The sequence below is a fragment of the Bacillus sp. B-jedd genome, assembly GCF_000821085.1.
GTDB lineage: Bacteria > Bacillota > Bacilli > Bacillales > Cytobacillaceae > Bacillus_D.
Genome location: NZ_CCXR01000002.1, coordinates 135,186 through 155,194, shown reverse-complemented (window position 1 = coordinate 155,194; position 20,009 = coordinate 135,186). Strand labels below are relative to the sequence as shown.

The 20,009-nt window shown below is 43.9% G+C and carries 21 protein-coding genes; 13 read left to right on the top strand and 8 right to left on the bottom strand.

Translation table 11 applies throughout. The features are described 5' to 3' along the window. Positions 1 to 99: 99 nt before the first annotated feature. Positions 100 to 1,542, top strand: coding sequence for an aspartate ammonia-lyase (gene aspA, locus BN1002_RS22555; RefSeq protein ID WP_048828262.1), 1,443 nt, complete (start codon positions 100 to 102; stop codon positions 1,540 to 1,542). Between the two features lie 68 nt (positions 1,543 to 1,610). On the opposite strand, the gene BN1002_RS22550 is transcribed toward aspA, so the two are convergent. Together BN1002_RS22550 and BN1002_RS22545 are read right to left on the bottom strand one after the other, a co-directional pair. Then, positions 1,611 to 2,609 carry an inorganic phosphate transporter gene (locus tag BN1002_RS22550; RefSeq protein ID WP_048828261.1) on the bottom strand — a complete coding sequence of 333 codons (999 nt, stop codon included), beginning with the start codon at positions 2,607 to 2,609 and terminating at the stop codon, positions 1,611 to 1,613. Positions 2,610 to 2,620: 11 nt separating this feature from the next. Further along, positions 2,621 to 3,238, bottom strand: a complete 618-nt coding sequence (locus BN1002_RS22545; RefSeq protein WP_048828260.1) for a DUF47 domain-containing protein — start codon at positions 3,236 to 3,238, stop codon at positions 2,621 to 2,623. Positions 3,239 to 3,644: 406 nt separating this feature from the next. On the opposite strand from BN1002_RS22545, the gene BN1002_RS22540 reads away from it, so the two are divergent. Both BN1002_RS22540 and BN1002_RS22535 read left to right on the top strand, forming a co-directional pair. Further along, on the top strand, positions 3,645 to 4,472 hold the full coding sequence (locus BN1002_RS22540; protein WP_048828259.1) for an aldo/keto reductase: 828 nt from the start codon (positions 3,645 to 3,647) through the stop codon (positions 4,470 to 4,472). A gap of 278 nt (positions 4,473 to 4,750) precedes the next feature. Continuing rightward, positions 4,751 to 5,008, top strand: coding sequence for a GlsB/YeaQ/YmgE family stress response membrane protein (locus BN1002_RS22535; RefSeq protein WP_048828258.1), 258 nt, complete (start codon positions 4,751 to 4,753; stop codon positions 5,006 to 5,008). A gap of 47 nt (positions 5,009 to 5,055) precedes the next feature. Here the strand turns inward: BN1002_RS22535 and BN1002_RS22530 are convergent, their stop codons facing one another. Beyond that, entirely contained in the window at positions 5,056 to 5,976 is a 921-nt protein-coding gene (locus BN1002_RS22530) for an RluA family pseudouridine synthase (protein ID WP_048828257.1), read from the bottom strand. A gap of 131 nt (positions 5,977 to 6,107) precedes the next feature. Here BN1002_RS22530 and BN1002_RS22525 point away from each other — a divergent pair, with 131 nt between their 5' ends. Then, positions 6,108 to 6,503 (top strand): DUF5365 family protein, encoded by a 396-nt coding sequence (locus tag BN1002_RS22525; RefSeq protein WP_048828256.1) that lies wholly within the window; start codon positions 6,108 to 6,110, stop codon positions 6,501 to 6,503. Between the two features lie 106 nt (positions 6,504 to 6,609). Here BN1002_RS22525 and BN1002_RS22520 read toward each other — a convergent pair whose 3' ends face one another. Both BN1002_RS22520 and BN1002_RS22515 read right to left on the bottom strand, forming a co-directional pair. Next, positions 6,610 to 7,089, bottom strand: coding sequence for a thioredoxin family protein (locus tag BN1002_RS22520; RefSeq protein ID WP_048828255.1), 480 nt, complete (start codon positions 7,087 to 7,089; stop codon positions 6,610 to 6,612). Continuing rightward, the gene (locus BN1002_RS22515; RefSeq protein ID WP_048828254.1) at positions 7,086 to 7,520 is read right to left on the bottom strand and encodes a disulfide oxidoreductase; all 435 of its coding nucleotides are present in this window, start codon (positions 7,518 to 7,520) and stop codon (positions 7,086 to 7,088) included. The genes BN1002_RS22520 and BN1002_RS22515 overlap by 4 nt, the downstream gene beginning before the upstream one ends. A 189-nt stretch (positions 7,521 to 7,709) precedes the next feature. Here BN1002_RS22515 and BN1002_RS22510 point away from each other — a divergent pair, with 189 nt between their 5' ends. The 3 genes from BN1002_RS22510 to BN1002_RS22500 all read left to right on the top strand — a co-directional run bounded on the left by BN1002_RS22510 (position 7,710) and on the right by BN1002_RS22500 (position 11,390). Continuing rightward, complete coding sequence (locus BN1002_RS22510; protein ID WP_048828354.1) at positions 7,710 to 9,434, top strand: phospho-sugar mutase; 1,725 nt, start codon at positions 7,710 to 7,712, stop codon at positions 9,432 to 9,434. Positions 9,435 to 9,613: 179 nt separating this feature from the next. Continuing rightward, positions 9,614 to 10,732 (top strand): GAF domain-containing sensor histidine kinase, encoded by a 1,119-nt coding sequence (locus tag BN1002_RS22505; protein WP_048828253.1) that lies wholly within the window; start codon positions 9,614 to 9,616, stop codon positions 10,730 to 10,732. 13 nt (positions 10,733 to 10,745) lie between these two features. After that, positions 10,746 to 11,390 (top strand): response regulator, encoded by a 645-nt coding sequence (locus tag BN1002_RS22500; RefSeq protein ID WP_048828252.1) that lies wholly within the window; start codon positions 10,746 to 10,748, stop codon positions 11,388 to 11,390. Between the two features lie 90 nt (positions 11,391 to 11,480). Here BN1002_RS22500 and BN1002_RS22495 read toward each other — a convergent pair whose 3' ends face one another. After that, entirely contained in the window at positions 11,481 to 11,735 is a 255-nt protein-coding gene (locus tag BN1002_RS22495) for a YhdB family protein (RefSeq protein ID WP_048828251.1), read from the bottom strand. Between the two features lie 179 nt (positions 11,736 to 11,914). On the opposite strand from BN1002_RS22495, the gene BN1002_RS22490 reads away from it, so the two are divergent. Then, positions 11,915 to 12,232, top strand: coding sequence for a DUF3889 domain-containing protein (locus BN1002_RS22490; protein ID WP_052445674.1), 318 nt, complete (start codon positions 11,915 to 11,917; stop codon positions 12,230 to 12,232). A gap of 160 nt (positions 12,233 to 12,392) precedes the next feature. Then, complete coding sequence (locus tag BN1002_RS22485) at positions 12,393 to 13,913, top strand: MDR family MFS transporter (protein WP_048828352.1); 1,521 nt, start codon at positions 12,393 to 12,395, stop codon at positions 13,911 to 13,913. Positions 13,914 to 14,076: 163 nt separating this feature from the next. Here the strand turns inward: BN1002_RS22485 and BN1002_RS22480 are convergent, their stop codons facing one another. Beyond that, entirely contained in the window at positions 14,077 to 14,892 is an 816-nt protein-coding gene (locus tag BN1002_RS22480; RefSeq protein WP_048828250.1) for an alpha/beta fold hydrolase, read from the bottom strand. A 236-nt stretch (positions 14,893 to 15,128) separates the two neighbouring features. Between BN1002_RS22480 and BN1002_RS22475 the strand changes: the two genes are divergently transcribed. Beyond that, positions 15,129 to 16,538 carry a SpoVR family protein gene (locus BN1002_RS22475; RefSeq protein ID WP_048828249.1) on the top strand — a complete coding sequence of 470 codons (1,410 nt, stop codon included), beginning with the start codon at positions 15,129 to 15,131 and terminating at the stop codon, positions 16,536 to 16,538. Positions 16,539 to 16,714: 176 nt separating this feature from the next. Here BN1002_RS22475 and BN1002_RS22470 read toward each other — a convergent pair whose 3' ends face one another. Then, positions 16,715 to 17,584, bottom strand: a complete 870-nt coding sequence (locus BN1002_RS22470) for a cation diffusion facilitator family transporter (RefSeq protein WP_048828248.1) — start codon at positions 17,582 to 17,584, stop codon at positions 16,715 to 16,717. 312 nt (positions 17,585 to 17,896) lie between these two features. Here BN1002_RS22470 and BN1002_RS22465 point away from each other — a divergent pair, with 312 nt between their 5' ends. Genes BN1002_RS22465 through arsC form a run of 3 tightly spaced genes read left to right on the top strand, consistent with a single transcriptional unit; the run spans position 17,897 to position 19,981 of the window. Continuing rightward, complete coding sequence (locus BN1002_RS22465) at positions 17,897 to 18,220, top strand: ArsR/SmtB family transcription factor (RefSeq protein WP_048828351.1); 324 nt, start codon at positions 17,897 to 17,899, stop codon at positions 18,218 to 18,220. Positions 18,221 to 18,251: 31 nt separating this feature from the next. After that, positions 18,252 to 19,535, top strand: a complete 1,284-nt coding sequence (locus tag BN1002_RS22460) for an arsenical efflux pump membrane protein ArsB (RefSeq protein ID WP_048828350.1) — start codon at positions 18,252 to 18,254, stop codon at positions 19,533 to 19,535. Positions 19,536 to 19,561: 26 nt separating this feature from the next. Then, positions 19,562 to 19,981 (top strand): arsenate reductase (thioredoxin), encoded by a 420-nt coding sequence (gene arsC, locus BN1002_RS22455; protein WP_197072897.1) that lies wholly within the window; start codon positions 19,562 to 19,564, stop codon positions 19,979 to 19,981. Positions 19,982 to 20,009 lie beyond the last annotated feature (28 nt).

The window sequence follows — 20,009 nt, the reverse complement described above, 5'->3', positions numbered from 1 at the left end:
TGTCATGGAAAGTTTCTAATTTTCCAGCCACTTTTAAGGTATAATAAATGTGTTTAACAGATTAATTTATTGGCACGCATGAACAAAGGGGCGGAAGAAATGAGCACAAAGACAGAATACAGAATTGAAAAAGACTTCCTGGGGGAAAAGGAAGTCCCGGCGGAAGCCTACTACGGGGTTCAGACGCTGCGGGCAGTCGAAAACTTTCCGATTACAGGCTATACGATTGATTCCAGCCTGATCAAAGCTATGGCCATCGTTAAAAAATCTGCGGCAATGGCTAACAGGGATACCGGCCAGCTCGAACCAGAAAAAGCGGATGCCATCATTGCAGCCGCAGATGAAGTCCACGAGGGCCGCTGGCACGATCAGTTCATTGTCGATCCCATTCAGGGTGGCGCGGGCACATCGGTGAATATGAACGCCAATGAAGTCATTGCCAACAGGGCTCTTGAACTGCTTGGCAAACCGAAGGGCAGCTATTCCTATATTAGCCCTAATACACATGTTAACATGGCACAATCCACAAATGACGCATTCCCGACCGCAATTCATCTTGCTGTCCTGTCTTCGTTGGAAGGGCTGCTTGAAAATATGGCAGCGCTTAACGCTTCATTCAAGAATAAAGCGGAAGAATTCGATGATGTCATCAAAATGGGCCGTACCCATTTGCAGGATGCGGTCCCAATCAGGCTTGGGCAGGAATTCCAGGCTTATGCGCGTGTTTTATGGAGGGATCTTGAGAGGGTTCAGAATTCCCGGCAGCACTTATATGAAGTCAATATGGGGGCGACCGCGGTAGGGACGGGCCTTAATGCTGATCCTGACTATATTGAGAAAGTCGTAAGCTATCTGGCGGAAAATAGTGGGTTGCCGCTTGTAAAAGCCGAGCATCTTGTAGATGCCACACAGAATACGGACTGTTATCTGGAAGTTTCATCGGCGCTGAAGGTCTGCATGATGAACATGTCGAAGGTAGCAAATGACCTGAGGATGATGGCTTCCGGACCGAGAACGGGGCTTGGGGAAATCATGCTGCCGCCGCGCCAGCCCGGGTCTTCCATCATGCCTGGCAAGGTGAATCCGGTCATGGCTGAAGTACTGAACCAGGTAGCGTTCCAGGTCATTGGCAACGACCATACAATCTGCCTCGCTTCAGAGGCTGGCCAGTTTGAATTGAATGTGATGGAGCCGGTCCTTGTCTTCAATTTGCTTCAATCAATAAAAATCATGACAAATGTGTTCGATGTATTCCGGAAATATTGCCTTGAGGGCATTGAAGCCAACCGGGAACGGATGCAGGAATATGTCGATAACAGTGTCGGGATCATTACGGCCATCAATCCCCATGTCGGCTATGAAACAGCCGCTTCAATTGCGAAAGAAGCCATCGAGACAGGGAAATCGGTAAGGGAGCTCTGTGTAGAAAGGAACGTTCTGACAGATAAGGAACTTGACGCTATCCTCCATCCATTTGAAATGACGGACCCCGGCATCTCGGGCAAAGAGCTTTTAAAGAAAAAGGATTTAGTTGAGGTTTAATACGTGCTTGAATATAAGGTGGCCATGAAAAAAGCAGGGATGAATGCTCATCCCTGCTTTTTTGCGGTTTAAAGAAAAATATTCAATATATAATAAAAAGTTGCGGCAATCAGGGCTGAAATCGGGAGGGTGATCACCCAAGTGATCAGCATCCGCTGGGCCGTTCCCCATTTTACGCCCTTCAGGCGGTGGGAAGCGCCTACGCCAAGAATACCTGATGAAATGACGTGCGTCGTGCTCACTGGGAGATGGATATAAGTCGCCCCGAAAATAATCGCGGCACCGGTTAGATCCGCAGCAACGCCGTTAATTGGGCGGATTTTCATGATTTTTCCGCCAACAGTTTTAATAATTTTCCAACCCCCGACAGAAGTTCCGAGTCCCATGGCTGTCGCACAGGCTAGTTGGACCCAAAAAGGAATGTCGGATGTTTCGACATAGCCATTGGCAATCAGAGCCATTGTGATGATCCCCATAGCCTTTTGGGCATCGTTCGTACCATGCGTATAAGACTGCAGCGCCGCTGTCCCAATTTGGATCAAGCGAAAATTGCGGTTGGTTTTCGTCAAATTGGCATCTTTAAAAACAAATTTAAAAATGGTGTATATGATATACCCGACAACAAAGGCTAGAATTGGCGAGAAAATGAGTGCCTCGAGAATTTTAAGGAATCCCTGGTATTCAATAGTTTGAAATCCGGAAGAAGCAATCGCCGCTCCCGCAATCGAACCAATTAACGTATGGGAAGAACTGCTTGGGATGCCGAAATACCAGGTGAGAAGGTTCCAAGTTATCCCTGACAGCAGGGCGGCAAGAATGACAGTAGTCCCATTTTGAAGAGTAAATGGGTCAACAATTCCTTTTGTAATTGTTTTGGCAACCCCGGTAAATGTCATCGCACCGACGAAGTTCATGATGGCAGCCATAAGAATCGCATGGCGCGGTTTAAGGGCTTTTGTTGATACGGAAGTTGCTATGGCATTTGCCGTATCATGAAACCCGTTAATGAAGTCAAACGCCAGAGCAAAAATGACAATGGTTACGGTTAATATAAATACGGGATCCATAGTTAAGCTCCTTACGCGTTTTTCATGATGATGGTTTCAAGTGTGTTGGCTACCCCCTGGCAGCTGTCGGCAATGTCTTCAAGTGTTTCATAAATTTCTTTATATTGAATGATTCGGATCGGATCTTTTTCAACCGAAAATAGGTGTTTTATCGATTGTCTTAAAATACCATCACATTTTGATTCATAGTCTTTAATTGAAATGGCGTGTTCGCGAATTTGCAGCAATTTTTTCGTTGCAAGAAGGGTAACCGCCTTTTCAATCTCAAGAACGCTGCTCTGGATGGCTGAAGTGAACTGCAGCATAAAGTCATCCGCATCAGTCATGGAATACATTTCAAAAAGGGCGGCGCAATGCTCAAGTCCGTCCAGGACATCGTCCATACTATTTGAAAGGTGAAGGATATCTTCGCGTTCAATCGGAGTGATGAAGGCATCATTCAACTCTTTGATTACCGTGTGGACATAAGTATCGCCTTTTGTTTCGAACTCCTTCATGTTTTCGGAAAAAGTCTTTAGGTCGCTTACATTTCTTAGCTTATAATCTGTAAAGTAATTTACGCTTTCCTTAAGGTTTGAAGCAATTTCCCCAAGAAGCAAAGAGAACTTGTCATTCTTTTTAAAAGCCATTTCGGATAACCCCCGTTTTTTAATCCTATTTCAAAAGACTCAAGCTAAACTATTGTAAAGGAAATTTGTCGAAAAAGAAAAGACGTTTGCACCAAATTTACAAAAACTTAACATAAAAATTGGACTATATAGGTTGAACTTAATAATTTGGCTATTTTATTTTAATAAGCTGGTTGATAGGAGCTCAGGCATGTAGAATCAACCACCCTGTTCCCGTGGGAATACCAATTTTTATTTCAATTTATTATAGAGAAAACCGGGGTGTAAAAAAACGTTAATTTCCTTCTTTATATATCCTTGTTTTTTACAATAAAACCGGCTGAGTAAAGTTTTACTGTTATAATGTGCAAGTTGTGCATGCAAAATGTAAACTTTAGATAAAGAACATGAGAAGGAGGAAAAATGAATGCTTTCAATTAAAGATACGGCCAAGCTTCATAACGGGGTGGAAATGCCTCTTTTTGGACTTGGAGTCTATAAAGTAGAGGAAGGCGCCGAGGCGGAAAAGACAGTTAATGAAGCGCTAAAACTTGGCTACCGATTAATAGACACAGCCGCCATGTACCAAAATGAAGAAGGAGTCGGAAAGGCTGTTAGGGATAGTGGGCTTCCGCGTAAGGAAGTTTTTGTAACCACAAAGGTATGGAACAGTGACCAGGGATATGAATCGACATTAAATGCTTTTGAAACGAGCCGGCAGAAGCTGGGGCTTGATTATATTGATTTATATTTGATCCATTGGCCGGTGAAAGGAAAGTACCTTGAGACTTGGAAGGCCCTCGAGGAGATTTATCAGCAAGGGAAGGTACGAGCAGTCGGGGTCAGCAATTTCAATATTCATCATTTGGAAGACCTGGCAAAGCACAGCTCATTGAAGCCTGTTGTCAATCAGGTTGAACTGCATCCGGCATTATCGCAAACCCAGCTAAGGGATTATTGTAGAAGAAATGATATTCTCGTCCAGGCATGGTCCCCGCTGGCCAGGGGAAGGATTCTTGCCGATCCAATCTTAACGGCCATCGCAGAAAAAAACGGAAAAACTCCCGCTCAAGTCATTTTGCGCTGGCATTTGCAGAACGGAGTGGCTGTTATCCCTAAATCAGTAACATCTTCAAGGCTTCGGGAAAATGCCGATCTTTTTGATTTTGAACTTTCGGGTTATGATATGGACGAAATCAACAACCTGAATGCAAATACCCGTTTCGGAGCAGACCCGGATAACTTCGATTTTTAAAAATGCTGGAAATGTTGTCTCGTTGTTCCGGATTTTATGTCGGTTTTAGGTTAGGGCAGCACTCCTTATCAACCAGCCCAGAAGGAAACCTTCGATACCATTTTTTGAAAGTTGGATTGTCAGTGTGTTTATTTTAAATAAATGCGGGTAATTTAAAGGTACAAACAGTTAGGCGAAACAAAAAGAACCACTCGTTTTTCTAAACTGTTTGTGGCTGCAGCAGCCAAGTTAAAGGCGCACTTTACAATCTATAAACTACTTTCAAGGAGTGAATTTTCATGAGTTTTCTTTGGGCATTAATTATCGGAGGAATTATCGGTTGGCTTGCAGGGATGATTGTAGGCAGAGATATTCCAGGTGGAATCATAGGTAATATTATTGCAGGTTTCGTAGGTGCTTGGTTAGGGACAGCGATTTTCGGTAACTGGGGACCGCACGTAGCGGACTTTGCAATAGTACCAGCGATTATTGGCGCTGTAATTCTTGTCTTCTTGTTGAGCATGATTATGAAAGCTTTTAGAAGGTCAAACCATTAATAAAGCGAGAAGCCTCCCATATATTGGGAGGCTTTTTGCTGTGCGCATTAAATCATCTCTAAGCTAATTCCTTTGAAAATAGGCGGATTATCGATAAAGGGTGCGCGAACCTCGATTTTTTCAAAAGTTATTGGGTGGGTGAAAGACAATTTTGCAGAATGAAGGGCTTGTCTGTTAAAGACCGGCTTCCCTCCATATAGTACATCTCCCGCCAGTGGGTGGCCGATATGGCTGAAATGGACCCGGATTTGATGAGTTCTCCCAGTATCAAGCCAACAGGTGAGCCAAGTGAGATTATTGGATGGCTCCACTTTTAAAACTTTATAATTTGTCCGGGCTTCCTGTCCGGCAGGAGACACGCGCCGGCGAGTAGAGTGATGCCTGTCCCTGCCGATTGGTTCGTCGATAATCCCCTTTTTTCTAAGTCCAGCTCCATGCACAGCTGCCACATAGGTTCTTTTAATGGAGCGTTCCTCTAGCATCCGGTCGAGAACTGACCCGGCAAGAGGATGCTTGGCGAAAAGGATGGCACCAGTTGTATCACGATCGAGCCGGTGGACATGATGCAGGGCTGCCGATTCGCCTGTGGCCTGCAGATGGCAGGCGACAGCGTTCAGCAAGGTATGATGGTCGCCCTCATCGTTTGGATGAGTATTCATAAAAGGAGGCTTATTTACAATTATCAAATGGTCATCCTCGTAAAGGACTTCAATATCGGTGCAAAAAGGCTCAATGAGCGGAGGTGAATCCGCAAACAAATCAATATGAATTTTGTCTCCGGCAGCGAGAGGAGTTTCCCAGCGGGCCTTTTCCCCATGGATTTTTACTCTTCCTTCCATCCGGAATTCATGGATAAGTTTTTTAGGGGCTTTCCATTTTAATTTAAAAATCCCTGCAACGGTCACCCCGTTCCATTCAGGTGGAATTGTCAGCTCTAAGAATTTCCCCAGCCGTTTTGTTTTAAGCATTTTTTGGCTCCTTTATCTTTGAAAGTGTGCTTTTTTCGTGGTTTAAATTACCAGTCTTTTTACAGTTGGGAATATGCTATTCTAATGATATATTACATCGATATGACAATTGTAACAAAGGTGGTTTTTACGTGAAAATCGTTTTTGCCTCAACGCCTGGCCAGGAGCAAGAAATCAACGAACTCATCCATTATTTTTATTCAAAAGTTCTGCCAAAGTATTTTACTGACAAAGAAATTGAGGGATTTTTTAGGAAAGGGGTTTTACATAAGAGAGATGCTGCTGACTCCTTTGGCACACTGCGGGACGCATTTTACGTCATGGCGAGCCTTCAGACCCTAATTTTTATTTTGGAGGCGCCGAATCCAAGTGACCATCATCGGGCGCTTTTCTCGAAGAATGCCGATACTTTAAGGGATTATGGAATGTATTTTCCATTCGATTTTGAATCTTTCATCTTTGGTCTGAAAAACGGGGAACCGATTTTCAGCATGTACACTCCCGCTGCCAATCAACTACTTGTTTAAACAGCCCGTTTTGGAATGGTAAATTCATAACGCCAGCCAGGTTTTATGACTGACTGGTGCAAAAGTTAACGCCCGCGCGAGCAGGCGTTTTTTTCTTTATTAGCGACTATTTTTTTGAAACATGTTCATCGAGCCAATCCTGATATTCCTGCTTATCCCGGCCGCCTGTCACCCTGGCTGTTTCCCGGCCATCCTCGAAACGGATTAAAGTAGGGGTGCCTTCAATTTTGAAAATGTCCCATGCCTGCTCATACTCAAGGACATTCAGCTGGTCGATTTCGATATTCATATCCTTCGCCAGCGGCATTAGGATTGGTGTCGCTTTTTTGCAATGGGGGCAGGTCGGGCTGTAAAAGTAGACAGTTACATCTTCCCCGGCAGAAAGCTTCTTCTCGAGATTTTCCATTGTAATGATGGTTTGGTAATTTGGGTCATCCAGCTGTGCGATAGTTTCTGGATAGAGCTTTTTATCGCCATAGGGATTGTTGCTTTCTTTTGTCTTTTCTTCGTTTTGCTGATTTGTCAGATAAGCTACCCCTGCAAATAGGACAACGATGACTCCTAGAAATAGCATTATTTTTTTCATATGGATTGATCCCCTTTTTTTCGTTTCAAAATAATGATGCTGCAGGCAAAAATAAGTGCGAAGGCTATAAAGGCAAGGAATGGAATGGTAATAAAGCCCAGCCAGTTAATATATTGCCCGGTACATGGAATCCTGCCGCATGACGGGGCTGCCTCTGCCATAAAGGATAATTTTTGCAAGGAATAATGGTAGGCTGAAACGGCCAAGCCGATAGCGGATAACCATGTACTGTACAGCGCTATCCGGAAATCTTTCTTCACGATGGCAATGCCGAGCAGGAGGGCCATCGGATACATGAGAATCCGTTGGTACCAGCATAATTCACATGGTTCATATTGACGGATTTCCGAAAAATAAAGACTTCCGAACATTGCTATGATTGAAACCGCCCATGCCAAAAATAAAATATTTTCCCGGTTGTCCTTCTCCATATTTTCACCTCTTTCAATAAATTTTAGAGGAAAAAGTGAATTTGTACAAATCAGGCGACCGGCTCGAATTATGACGAATGTGGAAAAATCCCAGCCAACCCTATAAAATAAAGGGGACAAATATTATTAAGCGGGTATATCCGCGGGTAAATGAGAGAAAAAATGCTTGCCGGAATTGGAGGAATCAGAATGGAATGGAAGAATAAAGCAGATAGGTGGCTTTTATTTGAAAACATGGACCCGGAGTTGAAAAATGAGCTCCAGCTTTTGAAAGAGAATGAAAAAATGCTTGAGGAATCCTTTTATAAGGATCTCGAATTTGGAACGGGCGGAATGAGGGGAGAAATCGGCGCTGGCTCAAACAGGATGAATATTTATACCATCCGTAAGGCAACTGCCGGACTTGCAGCCTATATAGAGGGGCTGGGCGAAGAGGCTAAAAACCGTGGTGCGGTCATTGCCTACGACTCACGCCATAAATCACCTGAATTTGCGATGGAAGCGGCAAGGACACTGGCCACGAAAGGAATCAAGGCGTACGTTTTTGATGAACTGAGGCCGACACCCGAGCTTTCCTTTGCGGTCAGGTATTTAAATGCCGCGGCGGGCATCGTCATTACAGCGAGCCATAATCCTCCGGAATACAATGGATTCAAGGTTTACGGAGAGGATGGAGCCCAGCTTCCGCCGGCTGCTGCGGATATGGTCATTGCTAAAGTCAATGAATTGGAAAATGAACTTTTAATCGAGGTTGAAAGTGAGGAAACGCTACGGAGTGCCGGGTCGATCGAAACCATTGGCGAAAAGGTGGATCGGGCGTATACGGATATGCTGGCGACGATTTCAGAAAATCCGGGCATTGCCGAGGAATCGCCAATTACTATCGTCTTTACGCCACTCCACGGTACAGCCAATAAGCCGGTCCGGGCAGCGCTGGAGGCACTCCATTATAAAAATGTCCATATTGTCCGTGAGCAGGAACTTCCGGATCCTAATTTCTCCACGGTCAAAAGCCCGAACCCGGAAGAGCATGCTGCGTTTGAACTGGCGATTCGGGACGGAAAGAAAGTGGATGCCGACATTTTAATTGCCACTGACCCTGATGCGGACAGGCTAGGCATTGCCGTTAAAAATCATGAAGGCGAGTATGTTGTCCTGACCGGAAACCAGACAGGCGCCCTCCTTCTCGACTATATTCTTGAGCAGAAAAAGGCCAAAGGTACACTCCCTCAAAATGGAGTCGTCCTTAAAACAATTGTTACTTCGGAGATTGGCCGGAAAATAGCCGAAGCTTATGGCCTTAATACGATGGATGTTCTGACCGGCTTTAAATTCATCGCAGAGAAAATCAAGGAATTCGAAACAACTGGCGAGCACACTTTCCTGTTTGGCTATGAGGAAAGCTATGGCTACCTGATCGGCGACTTTGCCCGCGACAAGGATGCTGTCCAGGCAGCGCTGATGTCCGCCGAAGTGTGCGCTTATTATAAGAAGCAAGGATTAAGCCTTTATGATGGCCTAATGAATGTTTTTGAAAAATACGGTTACTTCCAGGAAGGCCTTCAGTCGCTAACGATGAAAGGTAAAGATGGAGCTGAAAAAATCGCGAATATCATGGCGGGCTTCCGGTCAACGCCGCCTTCTTCACTTGCAGGCCTGGCCGTGGTTGCTTCTGAGGACTATCTTGAAAGCGTCCGGGCATCATCTGCGGGAATGGAACGCATTGACCTGCCTAAATCAAATGTGCTTAAGTATTTCCTCGAGGATGGGTCTTGGGTTTGCCTGCGTCCATCTGGAACGGAGCCGAAAATCAAGTTCTATTTCGGCGTCAATGATGTAAGCCTTGAAGCAAGCCAAAAGAAACGGAAGGAAATAGAAACAGACTTCATGGAACTTGTGAATAAGACACTTTGATTTCAAAATCCCGGCAGCCACAAAGGCCAGCCGGGATTTTTTTATTTCTTCAAAATCATTAAGCTAATGCCCAACCGGTTTTTCTCAGCCTTTAGTCGCAGTTACTTTCCTCCGATTGGCCAAAGGCAATTTTCTGCAAAAAAGGTATAATGGAGGAAAACGGCGGTGGGGGAAAGCAAATGGAGGCGGAGTCAAGACTGCAAAAGCTTGGCATTCTAAAGGAAATTGCCGAGTTGCTGAATAAAGGGACGGACGCAGAAGAAATCCTTTCTGATGTGCTGGAAAAATTGCTTCATGTCACCGGACTGAAAACCGGCTGGATTTTTTTAATCGGTCCGGAAGGTTCTTATACCCTTTCGGCCAAAAAAGAATTGCCGGAAGCACTGTCGCGTTCCAATTTTGCGCCAATGTGCTCGGGAGACTGCTGGTGCATTGAACGGTATCGGGATGGCAGATTGGATAAAGCGACAAATATTATTGAATGTAAACGGCTTGAAGATGCGATTTTAAATAATCTGGGTGATACGGATTCACTGACACACCATGCAACAGTGCCGCTAAGGGCGGGGGAGGAAAAATTCGGGCTCCTGAATGTCGGATCTCCTCACAAGACCCATTTTGATAAAGAGGAACTGGCACTGCTGGAATCTGTCGCTCTCCAAATCGGATCGTCTTTGAAGAGGATAAAACTGGCCCGGCAGGAGCAGGAACTTGCATTGACCGCAGAGCGGAACAGGCTTGCGCGGGACCTGCATGATTCCGTCAACCAGTTGCTTTTTTCCGTCAGTCTGACCGCGAAAGGCGGAGCTTCCATGGCAGGGAGTATGGAGATAAAAGAAACGTTCACTTATATTCAGGAAATGGCTCAGGAAGCGTTGAATGAAATGAGGGCGCTCATTTGGCAGCTTCGTCCCCAGGGGCTTGAAAATGGGATTGTCAGTGCGCTGAGCAGTTATGCGCAAATGCTTGGGCTTGAGCTTGAAATGAACGTCAAAGGTGTCGTGAAATTACCGGCTAAAATTGAAGAAGCCCTTTGGCGGGTCGGCCAGGAAGCTATGGCCAATTGCAAAAAGCATTCCGGCCAGACAACGATTGTAATTGATTTTGCGATGGAAAAGAATGTTGTGCTGCTGGAAATCAGCGATCCAGGATGCGGGTTCCATTTCAATGAAGACAGCGAATTGCCGTCTCTTGGTTTAAAAAGTATGAGAGACAGGGCAGAGGGCTTGGGAGGCCAATTCCTATTGGAAAGCAGCGCGGGAGCGGGGACTAAATTATCGGTCAAAATTCCTGTATGAAGGGGGGATTACAATGGGCATCCGAATCTTAATCGCGGACGATCATCATGTCGTCAGAAGGGGACTGGCCTTTTATTTGAAAACACAGCCTGATTTTGAGATAGCGGGGGAAGCGGCCAATGGGGAAGAGGCAGTAAAAAAGGCCGCTGAGCTCAAGCCTGATATCGTTTTAATGGACCTTGATATGCCTGTCATGGATGGGATTACGGCGACGGCGAAAATTAAGGAACAGCAGCCCGACATGAAAATTATGATTTTGACCAGTTTTTCTGACCAGAATCATGTTATTCCCGCCGTTGAAGCGGGGGCTATGGGTTATCAGCTGAAAGATGTAGAGCCGGATGAACTGGCCGCTTCTATCAGAAGGCTTGCATCCGGGGAAAACCAGCTTCATCCGAAAGCAACTTCCCATCTGTTATCGCAAATTTCCGCAAACCAGAAAGAGATGAAAAAGCCTCTTGATGAACTGACAAAACGTGAAAAAGAAGTTTTAAAGGAAATCGCCAGCGGAAAAAGCAATAAGGAGATTTCTGCGTCTTTGTTTATTACGGAAAAAACGGTCAAAACGCATGTTTCAAGCATCCTTTCGAAACTGGATTTAGCCGATCGGACCCAGGCGGCATTATATGCGGTCAAGAACGGACTGGCTGGAAGCTGAGACTTGATTAACCCATAAAATAAAAAGAGCACGGCCCAGTTTTTTGGCCGTGCTTCATTTTGTGCGGTGGTGGAATTCGTTTGCCTTCAGTTACGATAAACTATAAAGAGGCTGCTGTGCTGCAGTGATGGCTGGAGCCTCTATAGCATGGTCAATGTATCGGAGCAGGGAGTAAAGCTTCTGTTCCAAAATGGAATAATCATGCTCAAAATGGTATGCGTGAAGAAAATGTTCAATTTTCTTCGCAAGAAACTGGTCCCGTGTCCGGACCATCAGGATTAAAAGATTATCCCACTGCGAGCGGTATATATAATACAGCGCCCTGTCATATTCCAGTGTATTCATTTTTTCTCCTCCTTGATTAGGAGTTGAAATTAGTGTGTGGAATTCGCGGCAAAACTTCCGCTGAAAATGTTGGGGAAAGCGAAGCGGAGGGCTTACTAACATATGGCAGATTATTATCGGTTGAATAGAATTAGTGGACATTGCCACACTAATGATAAACATGGAAAGGGATGACCGATTTGAAGAAGAGAATGGCCATCTTATTGGCGGCTCTTGCGTTTTTAACCCTTCAGCCAGTAGGAACGGAAGCGCAGACTCCTCATTATGAAAAATACGGCAAAATGGCGATAGCTATTGTTTCTGCAGATTACCCCGGAGATCCAATACGGGAATATGAGTATCTTGGAAGGCAGAATGTCAATGAATCAGAAGTAGCAGACACTTTCAGATTCAAGGTTGAAGAAAAAGGCAGGCAGATTTTTGTCCGTGTAACGGTCCAGCATAACCTGAGTACCGAAAAAGTTGTGTCTTTTAAAGTGGAACCGGAAAAACCGTAGTCCGCACATGGGGATGGAAGAACATTGAAAAAAATGTAGCGGAAGGGACCTGTGAATGAGGTCTCTTTTTTTGAATTGCCATAAAAAAGTTTGGTATTTAATGAGAAAATCCATTATAGTCAATTCAGAAAAGAAAACAGTTTTGAAAGGTGGAAAACTTATGGCATCTGGCGAAAGGAACATGAAACTGGTTGTAGCCGGCCTATTGCTTGGGATCTTAATGTCCGCCATGGACAATACCATTGTAGCGACAGCAATGGGGACAATCGTTTCCGACCTTGGCGGTTTTGACAAATTCGTATGGGTAACCGCGTCTTATATGGTTGCCGTAATGGCGGGGATGCCAATCTATGGTAAATTATCCGATATGTACGGGCGGAAACGTTTTTTTATTTTTGGGCTTGCTGTGTTTTTAATCGGATCCAGCTTATGCGGCGTGGCACAGACGATGGATCAGTTAATTCTCTTTCGCGCCATTCAGGGGATTGGCGGAGGGGCGCTGCTTCCAATCTCATTTACCATTGTCTTTGATATCTTTCCGCCGGAAAATCGCGGAAAAATGACTGGACTCCTTGGCGCAGTATTTGGTTTATCAAGTGTCCTTGGACCATTATTGGGTGCGTTTATAACGGATGCCATCAGTTGGCATTGGGTATTCTATATTAATTTACCAATCGGCCTGGTATCACTCGCATTGATTTCTGTTTACTACAAAGAATCCCTTGAGCATCGGAAACAAAAGGTGGACTGGTGGGGAGCAATTACGCTTGTTACAGCTGTTGTTTCACTAATGTTCGCACTTGAACTTGGCGGGAAGGAATATAGTTGGGACTCTGTACAAATCATTGGCCTATTTTCTGTTTTTGCTGTTTTTTTTCTTGCCTTCTTTATAATTGAGAGAAAAGCGGAGGAACCGATTATTTCATTTTGGATGTTCAAAAACCGGCTTTTTGCGACGTCGCAAATCCTTGCTTTCCTTTATGGGGGAACTTTCATTATCCTTGCCGTATTTATTCCCATTTTCGTGCAGGCGGTTTATGGGGGTACGGCAACTAATGCAGGCTTTATCCTCACTCCGATGATGCTCGGCTCGGTTGCCGGCAGTATGATTGGCGGTATCTTTCAAACAAAAACAAGTTTTCGGAACCTTATGGTTATCTCGGTTATCGCTTATGCTGCGGGTATGTTCCTGCTCGGTACGATGACGCCGGATACATCAAGGTTACTTCTGACAACATATATGGTGATTGTTGGCTTTGGAACCGGATTTTCTTTCTCGCTTTTGCCGGCTGCTTCCATTAATAATCTCGCGTTTCAGTACCGGGGTTCGGCCAATTCGACCAACTCCTTTCTAAGGTCATTTGGGATGACTTTGGGCGTGACCATCTTCGGAACAATTCAAAATCATGTTTTTACTGACAAGCTTGAAAAGGGGTTTTCAGGTTTTCCAGGGGCAGGAAATGCGATGATGAATATGAGAGACCCGCAAGAAATCTTCAGTGCGGCGGGCCGTGCTAAAATCCCCGGGAATATACTTGATATCATTGTAAATGCCATGTCAGATTCGATCACGATAACTTTCACGCTGGCGTTGCTACCAATTGCCATTGCGGCAGTGACGATCTTTTTTATGGGAAATGCCCGGGTCGAGCTGCAAAAGGGGAAAGCAGTGTCCAAGTGATGAAAATGGCTTCATACAGGATAGGAGCGCGGGAAGAGTAATCTTTCCGCGCTTTTTTAGCGTTTTAATGGCATTCATTCCAACCTCACTAAATAAATAACTGCAAAAGAGCAAGAAGGATAAAAAGAAAGCTAAGACATTTAGCCTTAGCAGGTAATTATAATTAGTTTGATTCTTCAACTCTATCCAGCCATTCATTTATAAGGGAGTTAAAAATTTGAGGTTGTTCAATTTGTAAATTGTGGCCTGCTTTATCCAATATGGCAAATGTTCCTCTTGGATACTTATTCATTATGTCAAGAGCATCTTTATAGCCAACGGATGAGTCTTGTTTCCCTAAAAGAAATACACTAGGTTTATTAAAATTAGATTGATCAACTTTAAATGTAAACCCATATTTATTCTTAACTTTACTTAAAAATTTTTCATCTGCAATCTTACAACCACTTAAAACTTCCTCGTTGTACCTTACCCAATTATACTCATCAAGTACAACTTGATTGCTTTTAAAATCTTCCAATTCATTTATAGTGAGACTTGCAATGAATTCATCATCAGTTTTCATGATTCTATGTTCTTCTGCTCTTCTATCTTCTGGATAAGGGGTAATAACTGGGCATATAAATGCCGCACCTAATACTTGTTCCGGATTTTTTTCTAGTATGCCTCTTGCTATGTATCCGCCATACGATTCTCCAACAATTAAGTATTTTTGGTTAGGGATTATTGCTTGAATAAATTCTAAAACTGCCTGTAGCATTTCATCAGAATTGCTTATTTCATTGTATTTTTTTGTTAGTCCCATTCCAGGAAGGTCTATGTAAATGCGCTGCCAACCATTTTTTGCAGCAAATATAGGCTCCATACAGCCACGCATTAATCTATGGTCAGGTGTATAGCCATGTATCATAATTATTGGGGTGCCATTCCCTATTTCTTCGTAATATATTTCTGCTTGGGTAACTTTACAATATGCCATCACTATTCCTTCTTTCTTAATGAGTTCATAACCTCATCAGATTATCCTATCCAACAATAATTCTGATTTTAAACTTAATCAAAATGGCTGTCTAACAATCCAGGCTCAGTTTCTGGCTTACCTAAAGAAGAAAGCCACTAAATGGTAATAAATAGCTGGTTCAGGGACATTTACGATTTTCATCATTCGCCCCCTTTCCTCATACATTGTTGTAAGAGGAAAAGGGGGAATTAGCCATGAACAGTGAAAACAGGAAGGAGCTGGAGCTAGCGATTGGCGAGATAACCGAAATCGCCAGCGGCTTCGGCCTTGATTTTTACCCGATGCGTTATGAAATTTGCCCAGCTGATATTATCTATACGTTTGGCGCCTATGGCATGCCGACCCGGTTTTCCCATTGGAGCTTCGGTAAGCAATTTTATAAGATGAAACTTCAATATGATCTTGGCCTTAGCAAAATTTATGAACTGGTCATTAATTCAAACCCTTGTTACGCCTTCCTTCTCGATAGCAACAGTCTCATCCAGAACAAATTGATTGTCGCCCATGTCCTCGCCCATTGCGATTTTTTCAAAAACAATGTCAGGTTCCAAAACACAAAAAGGGATATGGTTGAAAGCATGGCTGCGACTGCCGAGCGGGTCCGAAGCTATGAAATTAAATACGGAAAAAAAGAAGTGGAAAAATTCCTTGATGCGGTTTTGGCGATTGATGAGCACATTGATCCGTCCTTGATGCGCCCCAAGCTTGCCTGGAGCCTTGAAGATTCAGATGATGACGAGAGTCCTGATTCAAGGCCCAGTCCATATGATGACCTTTGGAAACTCGATGAAAAGCCCGCCGGGCCGAAGAAGGCAAAAGCGAAGAAACTGCCGCCAAAACCCGAAAAGGACCTTCTATTATTTATCGAAAGCTACAGCCGGGAATTGGAACCTTGGCAGCGTGACATCCTGACAATGATGCGGGAAGAAATGCTTTACTTCTGGCCACAACTGGAAACGAAAATCATGAACGAAGGCTGGGCTTCCTATTGGCATCAGCGGATTATTAGGGAAATGGATCTGACGAGTGCCGAAGCGATTGAATTTGCAAAATTAAATGCCGGAGTTGTCCAGCCCTCCAAGACCGGCATAAACCCTTACTACCTAGGGATCAAGATTTTTGAGGATATTGAGGAGAGGTACAATAAGCCGACAGAGGAAATGAAGCGCCGTGGGGTGAAGCCAGGTTCTGGCCGGGAGAAGATGTTCGAGGTGAGGGAAATGGACTCTGATATTTCCTTCCTGAGGAATTACCTCACGAAAGACTTGGTCATGCGCGAAGATATGTACTTGTTCCAAAAGCAGGGCAAGGATTACAAAATCGTCGATAAAAAATGGGAGCATGTCCGCGATAGGCTCGTCAGCATGCGTGTCAATGGCGGATTCCCTTATATTACCGTTAATGATGGAGATTATTTGAAGAATGGCGAGCTGTATCTGAAGCACTGGTATGAAGGAATCGAACTGGATGTGAAGTACCTCGAAAAAGTGCTGCCATACATCCACCAGCTATGGGGGCGGACGGTCCATATCGAAACGACGATTGAAGAACGGCCGATGCTGTTTACGTATGATGGCAAGAGCGTTCATAGGAAATATGTGTAATTAAAAATGTGCTGCTTTACTTAGATACCATGTATTAAAAAGAGCCAGTCTCCTGACAAGGAAACTGGCTCTTTAGGTTGTTAAACTTCAAGTGATTTGCAAAAGCACAAACAGGGCCTTGTGTTTTGATAACCGAGATTATTAAAAGCTAAACGAACCTCCCGAAAAGTTCCTTTCTAGTTTGGCTCCACATGGACATGAACATCATATACGCCATGCTCGTCCATCATGATTTTTTCCACATGAGTAGCAATGTCATGTGCTTCTTTGATTCCTAGAGTTGAATTCACCAGGATCACACAATCAATCACCTCATTATTGCCATAGTTCCGACCTTTGATTTCCTTGATTCCCTTTACACCTTCTAAGTTAAGTATAATTTTTTTATATAGGTCAATTTTACTCTGGTCAAAGCCGTCAGATAGGTCATGAGAGGCTTGCCTGAATATATCCCATGCCGTTTTACAGATTAGTATACCTACAACAATGGCTGTGACCGTATCGAGCCAAGGCATGTTAAGCTGTGAACCAAATATCCCTATGGCCGTCCCGATACTGACCCATGCATCTGATAGGTTATCCTTTGCGGCAGCTAAAACGGAACCGCTATTAATTTTTTGAGCCAACCTCTTATTATACCTGTATACAAAATACATTGCTACGAATGAAAAAATGCCTACATAAGCAGCGATAATATCTGGGGATTCCTTTCCACCCTGGAATACGGAGATTATTGCCTCCAATAATACTTGTATTCCTACTGCTGCCATGATGAAGGAGGCAACCAAGGAAGCGATGGTTTCGCTTTTCCAATGACCATAACGGTGATTTTCATCTGCTGGCCTTTGTGATATTTTTAGACCAATTAACACAGCAATTGAAGCAATGATATCCGTTGTATTATTTAGACCATCTGCCTTTAAGGCGGCCGAATCACTCATATAACCTATCGTTAGCTTCAGACAGGAAAGGGCTATGTATGCGATGATGCTAATAATAGCGCCGCGTTCCCCAAGCTTTAAGTCTTTGTATCTTTTTTCATCCATGACTCTGACCTCCTCAAAAAAATGCAATAACATCATATCACCTTGAAATCGAGTGGGTCTAGGGCCACATTTTTTCGTTAAAGAACAAAAGTTTACTTAACGAAAACCTGATTCGTAACAGGAATTCGAAATAATAACTCAATTTTCGGAAGGTATTGACCAGGTAACACTTCATTTGCTTCAAGTGTGAAAAAAGAAGGGGGAATGGTGTCGATTAGTTTTAAATATCCTGATTGAGCATATAAGTAAATTGTTATATAGTTATTTTGGGCGTGGACGGAGGTGAAACGTGTGACAAATTCGTTATTGGAAATGGGATATGCCGCCGGAGTTTTAAAGCTGCTGGGGGACACGACTCGCCTGACGATGATAAAGCTATTAGATCGGCATGAGTGTTGTGTCTGTGAATTTACCGCTATGTTTGACATGAGCCAGCCGGCGATAAGCCAGCATCTTCGAAAGCTAAAGGATGCGGGCCTTGTCGAAGAAACTCGGAGAGGACAATGGATAATATACTCCTTGAATAAACAAAGTAGATATTACCCTTTGGTCGGAAGCATTTTAGATTATCTTCCCGGCCAAGAGTATAAATTAACGGAACTTGAGGAACAGGGGCTTAGAGTGATTTGCGAATAGTTGGAGGTTTTCGATTTTGTTTTTATCATTAATGGCAGCTTTGATTTTTTTACTTACTTTAGTCTTGGTTATTTGGCAGCCAAGAAATTTGTCCATCGGATGGTCAGCTTGCGGGGGAGCCATTTTGGCACTGATAGTCGGTGTGGTTGACTTCGCTGATGTTATGGATGTCACTTCAATTGTCTGGAATGCCACGTTTGTATTCATCGCAATCATAATCATTTCGCTCATTTTAGATGAAATAGGCTTCTTTGAATGGGCAGCATTACATATGGCGCGAGCCGCAAAAGGGAACGGAATCAAGATGTTTGTTTATATTTGCCTTCTTGGCTCAGTTGTAGCGGCATTGTTTGCCAATGATGGGGCGGCATTGATTTTGACCCCTATTGTATTGGCAATGGTCAGAAACTTGAAATTCGAAGAGAAAATGGTGTTTCCTTTCATCATCGCGAGCGGTTTCATTGCTGATACGACGTCTTTGCCACTCGTAGTAAGCAACCTTGTTAACATCGTGTCCGCTGATTTTTTTGGAATAGGGTTTAATGAGTTTGCCTCAAGGATGATCGTTCCCAATCTGTTTTCGTTGCTAGCCAGCATCCTTGTTCTTTATCTATATTTTAGAAGGAACATTCCCCGTACATACAATCCTGGCGAGTTAAAAGAACCGGTGGAGGCAATACGTGATGAAAAAATGTTCCGTCTCTCCTGGATCGTTCTAGCGATTTTGCTAGGAGGCTACTTTATCAGTGAATGGTTAAGGATCCCGGTTTCCATCGTTGCCGGATTGACGGCGCTATTTTTCCTTTTCATGGCGAGAAGAAGCCCGGCAGTCAATACTAAAAGAGTTATAAAAGGAGCTCCATGGGCCATTGTGTTCTTCTCCATAGGAATGTACGTAGTGGTCTACGGTCTAAGGAATGCAGGGCTGACAAGTGTTTTGGCTGATTTGATTCAATGGACAGCGGATAAGGGTATGTTCACCGCGACAATTGGAATGGGCTTTATCGCTGCCATTCTCTCTTCCATTATGAACAATATGCCTACAGTGATGATTGATGCCCTGGCCATTGCAGATACGAACACAACAGGGGTTATGAAGGAAGCCCTCATTTATGCAAATGTTATCGGTTCGGATCTTGGCCCTAAAATCACGCCAATTGGTTCGCTGGCCACATTGTTATGGCTCCACGTGTTGTCATTGAAGGGGGTTAAGATATCTTGGGGAACTTACTTTAAAACAGGAATTATCTTAACTATCCCAACACTGCTAATTACACTAATTGGACTTTATATTTGGTTATCGATTGTTTCCTAGCTGCTATTTTGGAAAGGGGAATGCACGTGAGTAAAAAAACTATTTATTTTTTGTGCACTGGTAACTCATGCCGTAGCCAGATGGCGGAAGGCTGGGCCAAAGTATATTTAGGTGACGACTGGGAGGTCAGGAGTGCGGGCCTTGAAGCGCACGGTCTGAATCCGAATGCGGTCCAGGCCATGAAGGAAGCGGGAGTTGACATTTCTTATCAAACTTCCGACGTAATTGATCCTGTGATTTTGAATCATTCAGATTTAGTTGTGACACTATGCGGACATGCGGCTGACCATTGTCCTGTTACGCCTCCGCATGTAAAACGCGTGCACTGGGGGTTTGACGACCCGGCTAAAGCTGAAGGAACTGACGAAGAAAAATGGGCGGTTTTCCAGCGTGTCCGTGATGAAATACGCGACAGGATCAGAGCTTTTGCTGAAACAGGAAAGTAATCAAGAAAACCCTTTCTCAAAAAGAGAA